The organism is Aureimonas sp. Leaf324 (genome assembly GCF_001423245.1).
In the GTDB taxonomy this organism is placed as follows: domain Bacteria; phylum Pseudomonadota; class Alphaproteobacteria; order Rhizobiales; family Rhizobiaceae; genus Aureimonas.
In genome coordinates, this window is record NZ_LMOH01000027.1 from 15,759 (window position 1) to 31,238 (window position 15,480).

A 15,480-nucleotide genomic window follows, 5' to 3' on the forward strand; every position below is an offset into this window, starting at 1 on the left:
GCTGGCGGGACGAGACACGCGCCCGTTCGTCAGCCGGGAAATGGATGCCGGGGGCCGCCGGGGAAGATGCGCGCCGCAAGGCCGCGCACCGTCTCCTCGAGGGTCGATGCTACCACTCGATGCCGATCTTGCCGAAGTGGCTCGCGCCCTCCTCGTGGCGGAAGGCCTCGGCGAGGTCGGCCAGCGCGAAGCGGCGGTCGACGACCGGGCGCACGCCGTTCGCCTCGAGCGCCCGCACGAAGTCCTGCTGCTGGCGGCGGTTGCCGACGATGAGGCCCTGCAGCCGCGCCTGCTTGGTCATGAAGGCGCCGGTCGGGATCTCGCCGGAAAACCCTGTCAGGACGCCGATCAGTGCGATGTGGCCGCCGATCCGCACCGCCTCGATCGACTGCGCGAGGGTGCCGGGCCCGCCGACCTCGACCACGTGGTCGACGCCCGCGCCGCCGGTCCAGTCGCGGATGCGGCGGCCCCATTCGGGCTCGGAGCGGTAGTTCAGGGTGAACTCGGCGCCGAGCTGGCGGGCGCGCTCGAGCTTCTCGTCCGACGACGAGGTGATCGCGACGCGCGCGCCGAACATCCGGGCGATCTGCAGCGCCCAGATCGACACGCCGCCGGTGCCGAGCAGCAGCACCGTGTCGCCGGCCTTCAGCCCGGCGTCGCCGACCAGCGCGCGCCAGGCCGTCAGGCCGGCGGTGGTGATGGTCGCGGCCTCGACCGCGTCGTAGCCCTTCGGCGCCTTGGTGAAGGCGGTCGCCGGCAGGACCGCGACGTCTCGTGCGAACCCGTCGATGCCGTCGCCCGGCGTGCGGGCGAAGTCGCCGACGGTTGGTGCTCCGTCCTGCCAGTCCGGAAAGAAGCAGGAGACCACGAGGTCGCCCGGCGCGAACTCCGACACGCCCTCGCCGACGCTCTCCACGATGCCGGCGCCGTCGGCCAGAAGAATGCGGCCATCGTCCGCCTTCATCCTGCCGGTCGCGACCGACAGGTCGTGGTAGTTCAGCGAACCGCCATGCAGGGCGACGCGGATCTCGCCGGGTCCCGGCTGGCCGGGATCGGGACGGTCCTCGGCCACGATCCGATCCAGCCCGCCGGGTGCCCTCAACGCCATCGCCTTCATCGTCGCATCTCCACGTCGTCCTGCCGGCCTCCAACGGACCGTTCGGCCTACATATGAACCGTCAGGACGCTGGCGAGGGGGAAACGTCGCGTGGAGCCGGGCGGCCGCGCCGGCGCGAGGCGAGAATCTCGTCGAGCGCGACGGGACGGAACGGAAAGGCGTCGACGCCGACGTCGTACTGGCGCGGGATCGGCTTCAGCCGGGCGTGGGAGTGGCCGTGGAGGTCGATCGCGCCCTTGCCCATGCCGTTCCAGGTGCGGAACGCATAGTGGCAGAGGACGAGCGGCCGGCCGTCGACGGTGAGCTCGGCATAGGCCTGGACGCTTTGCCAGCGCGGATTGTCGCGCGTCGCGGCATCGTCGTTGTTGCCGATGACGAGGTGCTTCACACCGTTCAGCCGGTCGAGAAGCGTGTCCTTCAGATCGCTCGGCCCCCGCGCGAAGTCGCCGAGGTGCCAAACCTCGTCGCCGGAACCGACGACCGCGTTCCAGGCGGCGATCAGAGCGGCGTCGTGGGCGGCGAGATCGGCGAACGGCCGGCGGTCGATGCGCAGGACGCGCGGGTCGTTGAAATGGGTGTCGGCCGTGAAGAAGATCATCGCCGCGATCTAGGGCGGCAGTGCCCAGACGGCGCGCGTCAGGCGCTGCGCCGACCGGTGCGCGAGGGCGGCTCTCCGTAGCGCTCGCGGTAGCGGCGCGCGAACTCGCCCATGTGGAGAAAACCCCAGCGATAGGCGATCTGCGAGACCGTCAGGCGCCCTTCGTTGGCCAGGAGGTCGAGATGGGCGTTCTCCAGCCGCCGGTCGAGGATGTAGCCGAGCGGCGTCCGGCCGGTCCGCGCCCGGAAGGCCGACTGCAGCGTGCGCAGGCCGACGCCGGCCGCCGCGGCGACGCTGCCGATCGTCATCGGCTCGGCGAGATGGGCCTCGATGAAGTCCACCGCCTTGTCCGCCGCCCGCGACGGGCCGTCCAGGGGCTCCGCCTTGCCGCGGCCAGGAGGTGAGGATCTGGTTGAGGAGAAGATCCATCAGGAGCGGCGCGGTCAGCTTGGCGGCCGGCGTTCCCAGGTGGTCGCCGATCTGGCGGATCGTGTGCACCAGCGCCCCGAGGCGCGGACCTTCCAAATGGATCGACGGCTGGAGCTGGAAGGCGGGAGGCCGGTCCCCTTCGAGTTGGTCGTAGCGCGCGCGCAGATCCGACGCGCCGACGGAACAGTTGAGGATGTCGGAGCCCGGCAGGAAGCGGTTGGCGACGATCTCGGCGGCCGAGAGGATCGTCGCGGTGCCGACCACCGTCTCGAACTCGCGGCCGGCGGTGCGACGCACCACACCGCCCCGCAGCGGGATGCGGATGGAGTAGAGGTCGAGACCCTGGGACGGCACGCTCTCGAAGCCGGTGGACGATTGCACCGACCAGATCGCCAGACGTGGCGAGCGGATCCCGTCGATGTCGACCTGCGGCGCCTCGCGGCCGGTGGGCCGGAACTGCATCGGCATGCGAGCCTGATCGTTCAGATGCTCGAGCGCTTCGAAACCGTGGACATGATGGTTGAGCCACTCTTCGGCATCGGCCGGTGCGATCTCCCGCGGGGCGGGATCATCCCTTCCGTCGTCGCTCGGCTCCGACCTGTCCTGCACGTGCCTCGATGCCCTTTTCGGCCTTCTTCCCGACGCGTCCAGTCGTGGCGCGTCTGTGGAGAGGCTCTGCGGTTGCATACCACGCTGGGGTTGATGGCCGCATTAAGGCTACCTGTCAAAGTTGCAGGAATTTAAGGCGTTTGTGGTCACAGGGGGACGGCGACCGGATCCGGCCGGCCGGGATGACGGAGGATCGCCATCGGCAGACCGTAGATGGCCTCGAGGGCCGGCGCGGTGACGACGTCCCCCGGGCCGCCGCGCGCGACGAGCCGCCCCGCCTTCAGCGCCACGATCTCGTCGCAGAAGCGGGCGGCCATGTTGATGTCGTGGAGGACCACGACGACGCCGACGCCGTGTGAACGGCTCAAGGATCGCACGAGGCCGAGAACCTCGATCTGGTGGGCGACGTCGAGCGCCGAGATCGGCTCGTCGAGGAGAAGGCAGCCGGCGTCCTGGGCGACCAGCATGGCGAGCCAGGCGCGCTGGCGCTCGCCGCCCGACAGGGCGTCCACCGCGCGCTCGGCCAGCGCCAGCATCCCGGTGGCCGCAAGCGCCGCCTCGACACGGGCGCGGTCGGTGTCGGTGAAGCGGCCGAAGGGTCCGTGCCAGGGATAGCGCCCGAGGGCGGCGAGGTCGCGCACGGTGAGGCCGGGCGCGGGCGGCGTCGTCTGCGGCAGATAGGCGACGTGGCGGGCGAAATCGCGCTCGCCCCACGCGGCGAGGTCGCGCGTCCCGAAGCGGATGCGGCCGGCGGTCGGCCGCTCCTGCCGGGCCATGAGCTTCAGGAGCGTCGACTTGCCCGAGCCGTTGTGGCCGACGAGCCCGACGACGCGGCCCGGCGCGAGGTCGAGGTCGAGGGGATGCAGCAGCGTGCGGCCGGCGACCGCGAACGACGCGCCCTCGATCGTGTAGCCGAGGGCGGTTCGGGGGCCGTTCGAGGCTTGGGTCATCGCGCGGCGGTCCTTCGGCGGGCGAGGAGCAGCATCAGACACGGCGCGCCGACGAGCGCCGCGACGATGCCGGTCGGCAGGGTCCAGGGAAAGGCGAGGCTGCGGCCGAGCCAGTCGGCGACGACGAGGATCGCCGCTCCCGACAGGGCGCTGACGCCGAGCGCGGCGAGCGGACGGTGGACGCCGACGAGCCGCGCGAGATGGGGCGCCATCAGCCCGACGAAGGTCAGCGGCCCGGCGATCGGCGTCGCGGCGGCCGTGAGCATCGCGGCCAGCGCGAAGAGCGCGAGGCGCGTGCGCGCGAGCGGCAGGCCGAGCGCACGCGACACAGGGGCCCCGAGCGGCAGGATGGCGAGCGGCCGCGCGGCCAGCGCGGCAATCGATACGAGGATGGCGGCGCCCGCGCCGGCCGCGATGGCTGCCTGGGGGGTGAGGCCGCTGGTCGAGCCGGCCATCCAGCCGAGCAGCATCAGCGCGCGGGGGTCGCCGCCGGCCGACAGAAGCCCGACCACGGCATCGAGCAGCGCGTTGAGGGCGATGCCGGCCAGAAGCACGCGTTCCGGCTGAAAGCCCGAGCGCCGGCCGAAGGCGAGGACCGCCATCAGGACGGCGAGGCTGCCGGCGACCGCCGCCGCACCCATCGCGGCCGTCCCCGGTGCCGGGAGAAGGAAGAGCACCATGGCCGCCGCGAACGCCGCGCCGGCGCTGACGCCCAGCACTTCGGGGCTCGCCATCTCGTTGCCGGTGAGGCGCTGGAGCAGGAGGCCGGCGGTGCCGAGCATCGCGCCCGCCGCACCCGCGCCCACCATGCGCGGCCAGCGCAGCGGCAGGATGTCCGCAAACAGCGACGGCGGCAGTACGCCCCATGCGCCCGTCGCCGGATGGGGCCCGATGAACAGCGCGAGAAGGCCGAGCGCGAGAAGGGCGATGGCGATGGCGGCGAGCCGCGCGCGCGGATGCGCCGGCCCACCCGCCGCCGGGCGAAGGGCACCGTCCGCCGGGATCGGCGCGCGGTCGGCGGCGACGAGCCGCGGCAGGAGCAGGAGGAGAAGCGGCGCGCCGACGATCGCGGTGACCGCGCCGGTCGGCAGGAACGTGCCGAGCGGCCCCGGCACGGCCTGCAGCGCGGCGTCGGTCAGAAGCAGGATCGCCGCGCCGAGCCCCGTCGACAGCGCCAGCCGCGCGGCGAAGGTGCGGGCACCGGACAGACGCGCGAGGAGCGGCGCGACGAGGCCGATGAAGCCGATCACGCCGACGGCGCTGACCGTGAAGGCCGAGATCGCGACCGACAGGAACACGGCGAGCGCGCGCAGGCGCGCCGGGTCGAGGCCGCGCGCGCGTGCGTTGGCGTCGTCGAGATCGAGGAGGCTCATCGGGCGCACGAGGAGAAGGGCCGGCGGCACGAGGAGCGCGAGGCGCAGGAGAAGCGACAGGAACGGGTCCCAACTCTGCTGCGACAGCGAGCCCGAGCCCCAGATGAAGAGGCTGGCGAGGTAGCGGTCGTTGAGCAGCGTCAAGAGCGCCGACAGGGCGCCGGCATAGAGCCCGACCACGAGGCCGGCGAGGATCAGCGAGACCGCGGCGAAGTGGCGGCGGCGCACCAGCGCGAAGACGAGCAGCGTCGACAGCCCGCAGCCGGCGAGCGTCACGAGATCGCGGCCCCAGCCGAAGAGGGCCGGGGCCATGAGCGTGGCGACGGCGAGCGCCAGCCGCCCGCCGGCCTCGACGCCGAGCGTCGTCGGCGAAGCCAGCGGATTGCGCAGGGCCTGCTGCAGGAACGCGCCGGAGGCGGCGAGCGCCCCGCCGCACAGGACCGCCATCGCAAGCCGCGGCAGGGTGGCGTGCAGGAGCAGCATGCGCTCGATGTCGTAAGATGCGCCCACCGGTGCGTCGAGCGCGGCGCCGAGCGGGCCGGACACGACATAGGCGGCGAGCGCCAGGGCGGGCAGCGCGAGAAGCGCGAGGACGAGGCCGCCGCGCGGGCGGGGCAGGGTTCCTGCGCTCATGCCGCTTCCGCGACCAGCGCCTGCGTGACGAGCCTTGCGCAGCGCGCCGCCGCCGAAACCGCGCCGAAGGTGAGGACGGGAGCGATCCGCCGGACGCGGCCCTCGCGAACGAAGGGCAGCTCGGTCCAGATCGGGCTGCGCTCCAGCGTCGGCCAGGTGTCGGCGGGGGCCGGGTCGACCGACAGGAGAAGCGCGTCGCCGTAGGGCGCCAGCGCTTCCACGCCGACGGTGGCAAAGCCCCACGGGTTCACCGTGCCGGGATAGGCGTTGGCAAGGCCCAGCTCTTCGATTGCGTTGCCGAACAGGCTGGCCCGGCCGAAGACGCGGGCGTGGCGCGTGTCCGTGAAGGCGACGATGAGAAGCGGCGGCGGGTTCGCCGGCAGGCGCCGGGACAGGCCGGCGAGTTCCGCGTCGAAGGTGGCGAGCGCGGCCACGGCGCGGTCCTCGAGGCCGAGCCGCCGGCCGAGCGTCAGCAGCACCTCGCGGGCGCGGGGCAGGGGCTCGCCGCCCGCGCCGTAGATCGTCAGCCGCTCCACCGGCGCGATGCGCGCGGCGGCGGCCTCGGCCATCGCGGTGTAGTCGGTCGACAGGATGAGGTCGGGCTTCAGCGCCGCCAGCCGTTCGAGGTTGGGCTCCTGCGAGGCGCCGAGATCGGCGACGCCAGCGGGCAGCGGCGGCTCACCGGTCCAGACCGACCAGTCCGCCGCCGACATCACCGCGATCGGCTCGACGCCGAGAAGAAGCAGGAGTTCGGCGAGCGCATAGTCGAAGCAGGCAACGCGCCGGGGAAAGGCGGTGGCGGCCTCGGCTGCGACGCCGGGCAGGCAGCTGGCGGCAACGAGTGCGGACAGGAAGGCCCGGCGGTGGAGGGAGAACGGCAGCATCGGCCCAATTTGTGGAGTTCTTCAGTCACCTTTCCACTAGCGCTCGGCCACGCCCGGCGCAAGGCCGCGCCGCCAGAGCCTTAGCCGCGCGCCTCGCCCAGCGTGTCGGCCATGCGCGCGCCGCGCTCGCCCATCGGTCGCGCCGGGCTCGTGGTGGAATCGCGCGCCGTCTGATGTTCGAGTTCGGCGTCGAGCTCGGCGCCGACCAGCACCACCATCGTCGACACCCAGATCCAGGTCATGAAGCCGATCGCAGCGCCGAGCGACCCGTAGGTCTCGTCGTAGCTGCCGAAGTTCTGCGCGTACCAGGAGAAGGCGATCGAGAAGATCACCCAAAGCACCGCCGCCAGTCCCGCGCCCGGCGTGATCCAGCGCCAGCGCGCCCGCTCGCGGCTCGGGCCGTAGCGGTAGACGATCGACAAGCCTCCCGCGACGACCACGAGAAGCAGCGGCCAGCGCAGGACGAGAAGCCACGGCTCGATGCCGCCGAGGCCGACGAACTCGAGCGCGATCGGCAGGAGCACGACGGCGGCGAGCGCCAGGATCAGGAACACGATCGCGCACAGCGTGAAGAACAGGGAGACCAGCGTCAGGCGGACGAAGCCGCGGGCCTCCTCCTCTTCGTAGACGATGTTGAGCGCGTCGAAGAGCGTCTTCATCCCCGCATTGGCGCTCCACAGCGCGAGGCCGAGCCCGAACACGAGACCGAGGCCGAGCTTGGTCTCGCCCTTGGAGGCGACGCGCGCCATCTGCTCGCCGATGATGTCCATCGCGCCGCCCGGCAGGAAGCCGGACAGCAGGCGCATCTGGTCGCCGAAGTTCGAGGCGTCGGTGAACAGGCCGTAGATCGAGACCATCGCGGTGATCGCGGGAAACAGCGCGAGAAGGACGTAGAAGGTAACGCCCGCCGAGACCAGCATCAGCCGGTCGGCGGAAAACTCGAGCACCGTGCGCCACAGGACGTCGATCCAGCCGCGCGCCGGAATCTCGCCGGGATGGCTCGCCTCTCGGCCGCGTCCGCGCTCCACCACGGCCGCCGACGTGTCGGCATGGCCGGCGCCTTCGGAGCGAAAGCCCTCGCCCGTCTCGTCCCGGCGCTCGCCGGCACCCTCGCGGCGCGCCAGCATTCCCAAGGCGCCGAGCAGTCCCAGCGAAGCGAGGCCGACGACGACCTCGCCGGTTCCGATGCGATGCCGGCTGCGGCGGCGGGCGGAAAACGCCATGGCCTGTCCCCTCTCGTCTCTCATGCAAATCCCCGCGCCCGAAACGCCGCGGACCGCCTTCCGATCCCTGCGAAAACCGGCGCTCCCGCCAGCCGCCTAACGATACGCACCTAAGCGAACAGTGGGCCGCGAACCCGGAACGCGCGCGGACGCCATTGCCTTCCCCCCGGACAGCAACTTGGCAAGGAAGCGAGCGATGAAAGCCCTGACCTGGCACGGCAAGAGCGACATCCGCTGCGAGAGCGTCCCCGATCCGACGATCGAGGACGCCGGTGACGTCGTCATCAAGGTGACGGCCTGCGCCATCTGCGGCTCGGACCTGCACATCTACGACGGCGTCATCCCCGGCATGAAGTCGGGCGACATTCTCGGGCACGAGACCATGGGCGAGGTGGTCGAGACCGGCTCGGGCGTGTCGAAGCTCAAGGTCGGCGACCGGGTCGTCGTGCCCTTCACCATTTCCTGCGGCGAATGCTTCTTCTGCCAGCGCGGCTTCTATTCCGGCTGCGAGCGCTCCAACCCCAACAAGGAGCTCGCCGCCAAGGCCTGGGGCCATTCGCCCGCGGGCCTCTTCGGCTATTCGCACCTTCTCGGCGGCTTCGCGGGCGGCCAGGCGGAATACCTGCGCGTGCCCTATGCCGATGTCGGGCCGATCAAGGTGCCCTCGCACCTAACCGACGAACAGGTCCTGTTCCTGTCCGACATCTTCCCGACCGGCTACATGGCGGCCGACTTCTGCAACATCCAGGAGGGCGATACGATCGCGGTCTGGGGCTGCGGTCCGGTCGGCCAGATGGCGATCAAGAGCGCCTTCATGCTGGGCGCGGGCCGCGTCATCGCGATCGACACGGTGCCCGAGCGCAAGGCGATCGCGGCAGAGAGCGGGGCCATCGTCCTCGACTTCCTGGACGAGGACATCTTCGAGCGCATCCAGGAGCTGACGAACGGGCGCGGCGTCGACGCCTCGATCGATGCGGTCGGCTCGGAGGCCCACGGCTCGGGCTCGTTCGATGCGGTGATCGACCGGGTCAAGCAGGCGACCTTCATGGGCACCGACCGCCCGCACGTCCTTCGGCAGGCGATCCACTGCACGCGCAACTTCGGCACCGTGTCGATCGTCGGCGTCTACGGCGGCTTCCTCGACAAGATCCCGATGGGCTCGGCGATCAACCGCGGCCTCACCTTCCGCATGGCGCAGACGCCGGTGCAGCGCTACCTGCCGATCCTGCTCCAGCGCATCGAGGAGGGGCAGATCGACCCGTCCTTCATCATCACGCACCGGGCGAGCCTGGACGAGGGGCCGGACCTCTACAAGACCTTCCGCGACAAGCAGGACGGCTGCGTCAAGGTGGTGCTGAAGCCATGAGCGTATCCGCGAACGGCCGCCCGCTCGCCGTGGTCACCGGGGCCTCGACGGGCATCGGGCTGGAACTTGCCAAGCTCTGCGCGCGCAACGGCTTCGACCTCGTGGTCGCGGCCGACGAGCCGCAGATCCGCAACGCCGCCGAGGAACTCCGGGCGCTCGGCGCCCGGGTCGACGCGGTGGAGGCGGACCTTGCGACGCGCGAGGGCGTCGCGGCCCTCTGCGAAACCCTGCATGGGCGCCCGGTCGAGGCGCTTCTCGCCAACGCGGGACGCGGCCTCGGGCAGGCCTTCCTCGACCAGGACTTCGACGCCGCCCGGCGCGTCGTCGACACCAACATCACCGGCACGATCGAGGTGATCCATCGGATCGGCCGGGACATGCGCGCGGCCGGGCGAGGGCATATCCTCCTCACCGGCTCGATCGCGGGCTTCATGCCGGGCGCCTTCCAGGCGGTCTACAACGGCACGAAGAGCTTCATCGACAGCTTCGCCTTCGCGCTGCGCAACGAGCTGAAGGATACGGGCGTCACGGTGTCCTGCCTGATGCCGGGACCGACCGACACCGAGTTCTTCCGCAGGGCCGGCCTCATGGACACCGCCATGGGACAAGGACCCAAGGACGATGCCGCCGCGGTCGCCAAGGCGGGCTTCGACGCGATGATGTCGGGGCGCGGCGACGTCGTCAGCGGCTGGAAGAACAAGCTGGCGACGACGCTCGCCGCGATCACTCCCTCGGGGCTCCTGGCAGAGCAGCACAGAAAGATCGCGCAGCCGGGAACGAAAGGGTAAGGGCGGCATTCCGAAGGACCGGTCGGCATCGAAAGGGGCCCAACCTCTTATTTCGTGCCCCAATTGATCTCGGCCGGTTGAATAACCCCCTGATGGACGGTTAGACATGGGCGCCCGGAGAAGTCTGGCACGAGAGTCGGGCCTCGTCCGCTGTGTGAAGAGTTGAGCGTGCCGAACAAAGATCCCATCGATATTCGCATCGGAAGCCGTCTGCGCGCAGCCCGCGAAATGCGTCGCATGACGCTGGGGCAGGTCGGGCGCAGCATGGGGCTGACCTACCAGCAGATCCGGAAATACGAGAGCGGCGAGAACCGGCTGAGCGCCAGCCGGCTCTATCACCTGTCGCTGCTTCTGGCCGTGGAACCGGGGTACTTCTTCCGGGGGCTCGACGGCGACGGGTCCGGCGAGCCCGTCACCATGGACGGCGAGCCGACACTGGCCGCTGCGCTCGACCGGATCGGCAGCCCCGAGGTCCGACACCATCTTCGGAGCCTGATCGAGGTTCTCGATATCGACTTTTCGTCTCGCGCCAAGGCTGCCGACGAGGCGAACGTCACCACCTGAGCCATGGGCGCGTGTCGATGCGGGACCAGCCGGACCGGGACGCCTCGACGGAGCCGCCGGCGGCCTGCGTATCCGCGCCACCGGATGCTTCCGGTGCGGCACGGGGCGGTCGCCTGAAGCGTCTCGCCTACCGCATGCTCGCCTCGACGGCGCTGGCGCTGGCCGTTGCGGGCGTCGTCCTGCCGGGATTGCCGGCCACCCCGTTTCTCCTTCTGGCCGCCTGGGCGGCCGCGCGCGGCTCGCCGGAACTGGCCGCGCGCATCGAGACCCACCCCCGCCTCGGGCCGATGCTCGGCAACTGGCGCGCCCGGCGCGTCGTGCCGCCGCGCGCCAAGCTCCTGGCCTGCCTGTCGATGGCCTCGAGCCTTGCCATCCTTTGGGCGTCCGGCGCTCCGGCGCCGGTGCTCGCCAGCGTCGGCGCGATCCTCGTCTGTGTCGCGACCTACCTCGTGACGCGCCCGTCCCGTTGACGGGGGGCGCCGCACCCGCCCTCGCGCCGCGTGCGGGGCAGGCGGCTCACTCCGCCGGCTGGACGTCGCCCCCGGCGGGGTTCTCGCGCTCGAGCTTCTCGAGTTCGGCCTCCAGCGCGTTGCGCGGCGGCGAGAAGCGCGACAGGAGAACGTAGAGCGCCGGCACCACGAAGAGCGTCAGGAAGGTGCCGAGCGTCGTGCCGGCGGCGATCACCGCGCCGACCGTGGTGCGCGCCTCGGCGCCCGCGCCCGATTCCAGAAGCAGCGGCACCGCGCCGATGATGGTGGCGAGCGTCGTCATCAGGATCGGCCGCAGCCGCTGGCCCGCGGCTTCCACGGCCGCCTCGAACGGCTCGGCGCCCTCTTCGCGAAGCTGGTTGGCGAACTCCACGAGAAGGATCGCGTTCTTGGCGACGAGGCCGATCAGGAGCAGCATCGCGATCTGGCTGTAGATGTTGAGCGTCTGCCCCATCGCCCAGAGGATCAGGACGCCGCCGGCGAGCGCGGCGGGGGCCGCCATCAGGATCACGAACGGGTGGACGAAGCTCTCGAACTGGCCGGCGAGCAGGAGATAGACGAGGACGAGGATCATCAGCATGATGAAGAGGACCGCCGACCCCGTCTCCTGGAAGTCGAGGCTCTGGCCGGTATAGGCGATCTCGGTGCCCGTCGGCTGTGTCTCCACTGCGATCGCCTCCAACTGCGCCAGCGCGTCGCCGAGCGAGAGCGAGGGCGCGAGGTTGGCGCCGATGGTGATCGAGGGCTGTCGATCGAGTCGCTCCAGCTCGCGCACCGTGCCGACCTCCTCGCGGATCACGACGCTCGACAAGGGGATCAGCTCGCCCTGGCCGGAGCGCACGAAGACGTTGTCGATGTCGGACGGCGTCAGCCGGTCCTCGGCGCGCGCCTGGAGGATAACCTCGTATTCCTCGCCGCGCTCGATATAGCGGGTGATCTCCGCCTCGCCGAACATGATCTGCAGCGTCTCGCCGATGCCTCTCGCGTCGACGCCGAGCGCCGAGGCGCGCGAGCGATCGACCGAGACGCGCACCTGCGGCTTGGTGTCGTCGTAGTCCGAATCGAGATTGATGAGGCCGGGGATCGAGCGGCCTTTCTCGACGATCGCCTGCGACCACGCGTCGAGGACGTCGCGGTCCGGGCCCTTCACCACCATCGAGAGCGGGCGCCCGCGGCCGATGCCGAGGCCGTTCGGGTTGATCGCGAAGGCGCGCACGCCGGTCACCGCCGGCAGGGCCTCCTGAAGCCGCTGCTGGAAGGCCATTTGCGTCTCCTCGCGCTCGGACCAGTCCTTCAGCTGGACGATGAGGATGCCGACCGTCGGCTGGCCCTGGCCCGTGCGGCCGGGCGACAGGACGGTGAGGATCGCGCGCATCGGCCCGTCCTCGCCGTTGGTCTCGCGCACCACGGTCTCGAGGCTGCGCATTTTTTCCGACATATAGGCGGGCGAAGCGCCCTCCGGCCCTTCCGCGCGCACGATGATCGCGCCGCGGTCCTCGTCGGGCGCCAGCTCGCTCGGCACCACGGTGAAGGCGAAGGCGCCGATGCCGGCAAAGGCAAGGCCGGCGAGAAGCGTCAGCCAGACATGGCGGACCGCGGTGCCGAGCACGCGCTTGTAGGCGTTGCCGAGCCGGTCGAGCCGGTCCCCAACGAAGCGCTCCATGCGCGTCGGCTCGGTGCGCGTGGTGAAGAGCTTCGACGACAGCATCGGCGCCAGCGTCAGCGCCGCGGTGGTCGAGAACCCGACGATCGCGGCGAGGACCACCGCGAACTCGCGGAACAGGAGGCCGACATTGCCGCCGAGGAAGGCGAGCGGCAGGATCACCGCGATCAGCACCAGCGCGCTCGCAAAGACGGCAAAGCCCACCTGCCGCGTCGCGCGCGCGGCGGCCAGGAGCAGCGGCTCGCCCTGCTGCTGGCGGCGGCGGATGTTCTCCATGATGACGACGGCGTCGTCGGTGCACAGGCTGATCGCGAGGATGACGGCCAGGATCGTCAGGGTGTTGAGCGAGAAGCCCATCGCCACGGCGACGATCGCGGCCGGGATGATCGAAGCGGGGATCGTCGCGGCGGGAATGATGGTGGAGCGCACCGAGCCGAGAAAGACGAAGATCACGACCACGATCACCGCGATCGTCTGGATCAGCGTCGAGGCGACGTTCTTCAGGTTCTCGCGGATGAAGACGGCCTCGTTGTAGCCGACCGCGATCTCGACCGAATCCGGAATCTGGTCGCGCACCGAATCGAGTTCCTCGATCACGCCTTGCGCGATTTCCAGCGTGTTGGCGTTGGACTGGCGCACGACGCCGAGCGAGATCGCGTCCTGTCCGTCGACGCGAAAGCCGGAGTTGCGGTCCTCGACGCCGACCTCGACGGTGGCGATGTCGCCGAGCCGCACCCGGTTGCCCTGCCGGTCGACGAGCGACAACTCGCGGAACTCGTCGGCCGAGGAGAAGCGCGTGTCGGCGCGCAGGGTGATCGCCTGCGTCGCGGTCTCGAGTTCGCCCGCCGGCAGCTCGACATTCTCGGCCTCGAGCCGCGCCGAGACGTCGGAGGCGGTCACACCGCGCGCGGCCATGGCGCGCCGGTCGAGCCAGATGCGCATGGCATAGCGCTTCTCGCCGCCGATCTGGACCTGGGACACGCCGGACACGGCACCGATCGCGTCCACCACCGTCCGGTCGACGATGTCGGTGAGGGCGGCGGTGTCGAGCTCGTCCGAGCGCACCGTCAGGTACATCATCGGCTGGTCGTCGGCCGAGGCCTTCTCGATCACCGGTTCCTCGACGAGGTCCGGCAGGTCGTTGCGCACTGCCGAGACCTTATCGCGCACGTCGGCGGCCGCGGCGTCGATGTCGGTGCCCGCCACGAATTCGAGGTCGATGTCGGAGTTCTCGTCGCGCGTCGTCGAGCGGATCTGCCGGATGCCGGCGATGCCCGACAGGTTCTCCTCGATGATGCGCGTCACCTCGCGCTCCACCACCTCGGCCTGTGCGCCCCGGTAGATCGTGTTCACCGTGACGGACGGCGGGTCGACGTCGGGGAACTCTCGGATCGGCAGGGAGAGGATCGCGCCGATGCCGACGGCGATCAGGAGGAGGTTGAACGAGGCGGCCAGGATCGGCCGGGTGATGACGCTGTCGAGGAGGCGCATGGACGATCAGCCCCGTGCGGCCGGGGTGACGGCCTGGGCTTCGCCGGGGCCCGTCTCCGGGCCGTCGCGCGCGGGCGGCGTATCGCCCTCGCCCGCGTCCTTCGGCTCGATCGCCTGGCCGGAGGTAAGGTCCTGGAAACCCTCGACCACGACCTGCCGCCCGGCCTCCAGCCCTTCGACGAGCTCGACCTGGTCGGCATCCCGCTGGCCGATCTGCACCTCGACGCGCTCGGCCTTGCCGTCGTTCGCGGCAAAGACGAAATGGTTCGCGCCCTCGACCTGAACCGCGAGCGGAGGCACCACGACGGCGTCCTCGCGCTGGCCGGTCTCCACGGTCACGTTCATCAGCATACCCGGCAAGAGCTTCTCGTCGCCGTTCGGCACGCTCGCCTCGATCATCACGGTGCGCAGCGCCGGATCGACGCGGCTCGCGATCGCCTTGATCTCGCCGCGGAACCGCTCGTCGGGGAAGGCGACCGACGTCGCCTCGACCGGCGCGCCCATGCGGATCTCGCCGAGATAGCGCTCGGGCACGGTGAAGCGAATCTCGATCGGATCGACGGCATCGAGCAGCGCCACCTCGGCGCCCGGCTGGATCAGGGCGCCGAGGCTGATGTTGCGAAGGCCGAGGCGCCCGGCGAAGGGGGCGCGGATGTTGTAGTCGTCGAGCCGCTCGCGCGCCGAGGCGACCTGGGCTTGCGCGGCCTCCGCCTGCCGCTGCAGATCGTTGGCGACGGCGCGCGGCCCCGTGCCGTCCTGCGCCAGCTGCGCGGCGCGCCCGAAGGCCTGACGCGCCTCGTCGGCCGCCGCTTCCGCGACGCGCACCTGATCCTCGGCGTCGGCCGGATCGAGGCGCACGAGGATGTCGCCCTCGGCCACGTCCTGCCCGTCGGTGAAGGCGATCTCCTGCACGCGGCCCGACACGCGCGCCGAGACGGTCACACTTTCGCGCGCCACCGTGTCGCCGACGGCTTCGAGCGTCAGGGCGATGTCGGCGAGCCCCGCCTTCGCCAGCACCACCGGCGTCGGCGGCTCCTCGCGCTCCTCCGCCTCGGCCTCCGCGGTCGCGCCGGGCAGGAGCGCGGCCACAGGCTCCGGCCAGCCGAAACCATAGGCGGTCGCTGCGAGCCCTCCGGCTGCGACGAGCAAGATGGCGAACGCGGTGGAAAGCGGCTTCATCTGGGGGTCGTCTCCGGCCGTGTGCGTCGTGGCGCAATCGGCGGGAGGGGCAATCGTTCCCACACGCGAGGCGGGCGCGATGTCGCATCACCCGATGGTGACCCCCGCCCGGACGGTCCCGGGCG

At 71.1% G+C, this 15,480-nt stretch carries 14 protein-coding genes; 5 read left to right on the forward strand and 9 right to left on the reverse strand.

What is annotated here, in order from left to right:
* Window positions 1-109 precede the first annotated feature (109 nt).
* The 3 genes from ASF65_RS16975 to ASF65_RS16985 form a co-directional block, all read right to left on the reverse strand.
* The gene (locus ASF65_RS16975) at window positions 110-1,117 is read right to left on the reverse strand and encodes an NAD(P)-dependent alcohol dehydrogenase (protein ID WP_055891768.1); all 1,008 of its coding nucleotides are present in this window, start codon (window positions 1,115-1,117) and stop codon (window positions 110-112) included.
* Between the two features lie 61 nt (window positions 1,118-1,178).
* Window positions 1,179-1,715 (reverse strand): metallophosphoesterase family protein, encoded by a 537-nt coding sequence (locus tag ASF65_RS16980; protein ID WP_055891771.1) that lies wholly within the window; start codon window positions 1,713-1,715, stop codon window positions 1,179-1,181.
* 38 nt (window positions 1,716-1,753) lie between these two features.
* On the reverse strand, window positions 1,754-2,056 hold the full coding sequence (locus ASF65_RS16985) for a helix-turn-helix transcriptional regulator (RefSeq protein ID WP_055891774.1): 303 nt from the start codon (window positions 2,054-2,056) through the stop codon (window positions 1,754-1,756).
* Here ASF65_RS16985 and ASF65_RS22165 point away from each other — a divergent pair.
* Window positions 2,046-2,888: a hypothetical protein gene (locus ASF65_RS22165; RefSeq protein WP_244486798.1), complete on the forward strand. Its 843-nt coding sequence runs from the start codon at window positions 2,046-2,048 to the stop codon at window positions 2,886-2,888. The two genes, ASF65_RS16985 and ASF65_RS22165, sit on opposite strands and share 11 nt — an antisense overlap.
* A gap of 11 nt (window positions 2,889-2,899) precedes the next feature.
* Here ASF65_RS22165 and ASF65_RS16995 read toward each other — a convergent pair whose 3' ends face one another.
* The 4 genes from ASF65_RS16995 to ASF65_RS17010 form a co-directional block, all read right to left on the reverse strand.
* Complete coding sequence (locus tag ASF65_RS16995) at window positions 2,900-3,703, reverse strand: ATP-binding cassette domain-containing protein (protein WP_055891779.1); 804 nt, start codon at window positions 3,701-3,703, stop codon at window positions 2,900-2,902.
* Complete coding sequence (fhuB, locus tag ASF65_RS17000; RefSeq protein WP_055891782.1) at window positions 3,700-5,709, reverse strand: Fe(3+)-hydroxamate ABC transporter permease FhuB; 2,010 nt, start codon at window positions 5,707-5,709, stop codon at window positions 3,700-3,702. The genes ASF65_RS16995 and fhuB overlap by 4 nt, the downstream gene beginning before the upstream one ends.
* Window positions 5,706-6,593, reverse strand: a complete 888-nt coding sequence (locus ASF65_RS17005; protein ID WP_055891785.1) for an ABC transporter substrate-binding protein — start codon at window positions 6,591-6,593, stop codon at window positions 5,706-5,708. Before ASF65_RS17005 ends, fhuB begins: the two co-directional genes overlap by 4 nt.
* Window positions 6,594-6,673: 80 nt before the next feature.
* Window positions 6,674-7,840, reverse strand: a complete 1,167-nt coding sequence (locus tag ASF65_RS17010) for a YihY/virulence factor BrkB family protein (RefSeq protein ID WP_200940074.1) — start codon at window positions 7,838-7,840, stop codon at window positions 6,674-6,676.
* Between the two features lie 172 nt (window positions 7,841-8,012).
* Here ASF65_RS17010 and ASF65_RS17015 point away from each other — a divergent pair, with 172 nt between their 5' ends.
* The 4 genes from ASF65_RS17015 to ASF65_RS17030 all read left to right on the forward strand — a co-directional run bounded on the left by ASF65_RS17015 (window position 8,013) and on the right by ASF65_RS17030 (window position 11,004).
* Window positions 8,013-9,182, forward strand: coding sequence for a zinc-dependent alcohol dehydrogenase (locus ASF65_RS17015; protein WP_055891787.1), 1,170 nt, complete (start codon window positions 8,013-8,015; stop codon window positions 9,180-9,182).
* Entirely contained in the window at window positions 9,179-9,970 is a 792-nt protein-coding gene (locus tag ASF65_RS17020) for an SDR family NAD(P)-dependent oxidoreductase (RefSeq protein ID WP_055891790.1), read from the forward strand. The genes ASF65_RS17015 and ASF65_RS17020 overlap by 4 nt, the downstream gene beginning before the upstream one ends.
* A 168-nt stretch (window positions 9,971-10,138) precedes the next feature.
* Window positions 10,139-10,534: a helix-turn-helix transcriptional regulator gene (locus tag ASF65_RS17025; RefSeq protein WP_156369364.1), complete on the forward strand. Its 396-nt coding sequence runs from the start codon at window positions 10,139-10,141 to the stop codon at window positions 10,532-10,534.
* A gap of 17 nt (window positions 10,535-10,551) precedes the next feature.
* Entirely contained in the window at window positions 10,552-11,004 is a 453-nt protein-coding gene (locus ASF65_RS17030) for a YbaN family protein (protein WP_082505816.1), read from the forward strand.
* Window positions 11,005-11,050: 46 nt separating this feature from the next.
* Here the strand turns inward: ASF65_RS17030 and ASF65_RS17035 are convergent, their stop codons facing one another.
* Complete coding sequence (locus tag ASF65_RS17035) at window positions 11,051-14,176, reverse strand: efflux RND transporter permease subunit (RefSeq protein WP_055891795.1); 3,126 nt, start codon at window positions 14,174-14,176, stop codon at window positions 11,051-11,053.
* A 6-nt stretch (window positions 14,177-14,182) separates the two neighbouring features.
* Window positions 14,183-15,355: an efflux RND transporter periplasmic adaptor subunit gene (locus tag ASF65_RS17040; RefSeq protein ID WP_055891796.1), complete on the reverse strand. Its 1,173-nt coding sequence runs from the start codon at window positions 15,353-15,355 to the stop codon at window positions 14,183-14,185.
* Between the last annotated feature and the right edge of the window lie 125 nt (window positions 15,356-15,480).

Excerpts from the sequence above, each read along its gene's own strand:
- ASF65_RS16975 (WP_055891768.1), bottom strand. The coding sequence starts at position 1,117 with ATGAAGGCGATGGCGTTGAGGGCACCCGGCGGGCTGGATCGGATCGTG.
- ASF65_RS16980 (WP_055891771.1), bottom strand. The coding sequence starts at position 1,715 with ATGATCTTCTTCACGGCCGACACCCATTTCAACGACCCGCGCGTCCTG.
- ASF65_RS22165 (WP_244486798.1), top strand. The coding sequence starts at position 2,046 with ATGAAGTCCACCGCCTTGTCCGCCGCCCGCGACGGGCCGTCCAGGGGC.
- ASF65_RS16995 (WP_055891779.1), bottom strand. The coding sequence starts at position 3,703 with ATGACCCAAGCCTCGAACGGCCCCCGAACCGCCCTCGGCTACACGATC.
- fhuB (WP_055891782.1), bottom strand. The coding sequence starts at position 5,709 with ATGAGCGCAGGAACCCTGCCCCGCCCGCGCGGCGGCCTCGTCCTCGCG.
- ASF65_RS17005 (WP_055891785.1), bottom strand. The coding sequence starts at position 6,593 with ATGCTGCCGTTCTCCCTCCACCGCCGGGCCTTCCTGTCCGCACTCGTT.
- ASF65_RS17010 (WP_200940074.1), bottom strand. The coding sequence starts at position 7,840 with ATGAGAGACGAGAGGGGACAGGCCATGGCGTTTTCCGCCCGCCGCCGC.
- ASF65_RS17015 (WP_055891787.1), top strand. The coding sequence starts at position 8,013 with ATGAAAGCCCTGACCTGGCACGGCAAGAGCGACATCCGCTGCGAGAGC.
- ASF65_RS17020 (WP_055891790.1), top strand. The coding sequence starts at position 9,179 with ATGAGCGTATCCGCGAACGGCCGCCCGCTCGCCGTGGTCACCGGGGCC.
- ASF65_RS17030 (WP_082505816.1), top strand. The coding sequence starts at position 10,552 with ATGCGGGACCAGCCGGACCGGGACGCCTCGACGGAGCCGCCGGCGGCC.
- ASF65_RS17035 (WP_055891795.1), bottom strand. The coding sequence starts at position 14,176 with ATGCGCCTCCTCGACAGCGTCATCACCCGGCCGATCCTGGCCGCCTCG.
- ASF65_RS17040 (WP_055891796.1), bottom strand. The coding sequence starts at position 15,355 with ATGAAGCCGCTTTCCACCGCGTTCGCCATCTTGCTCGTCGCAGCCGGA.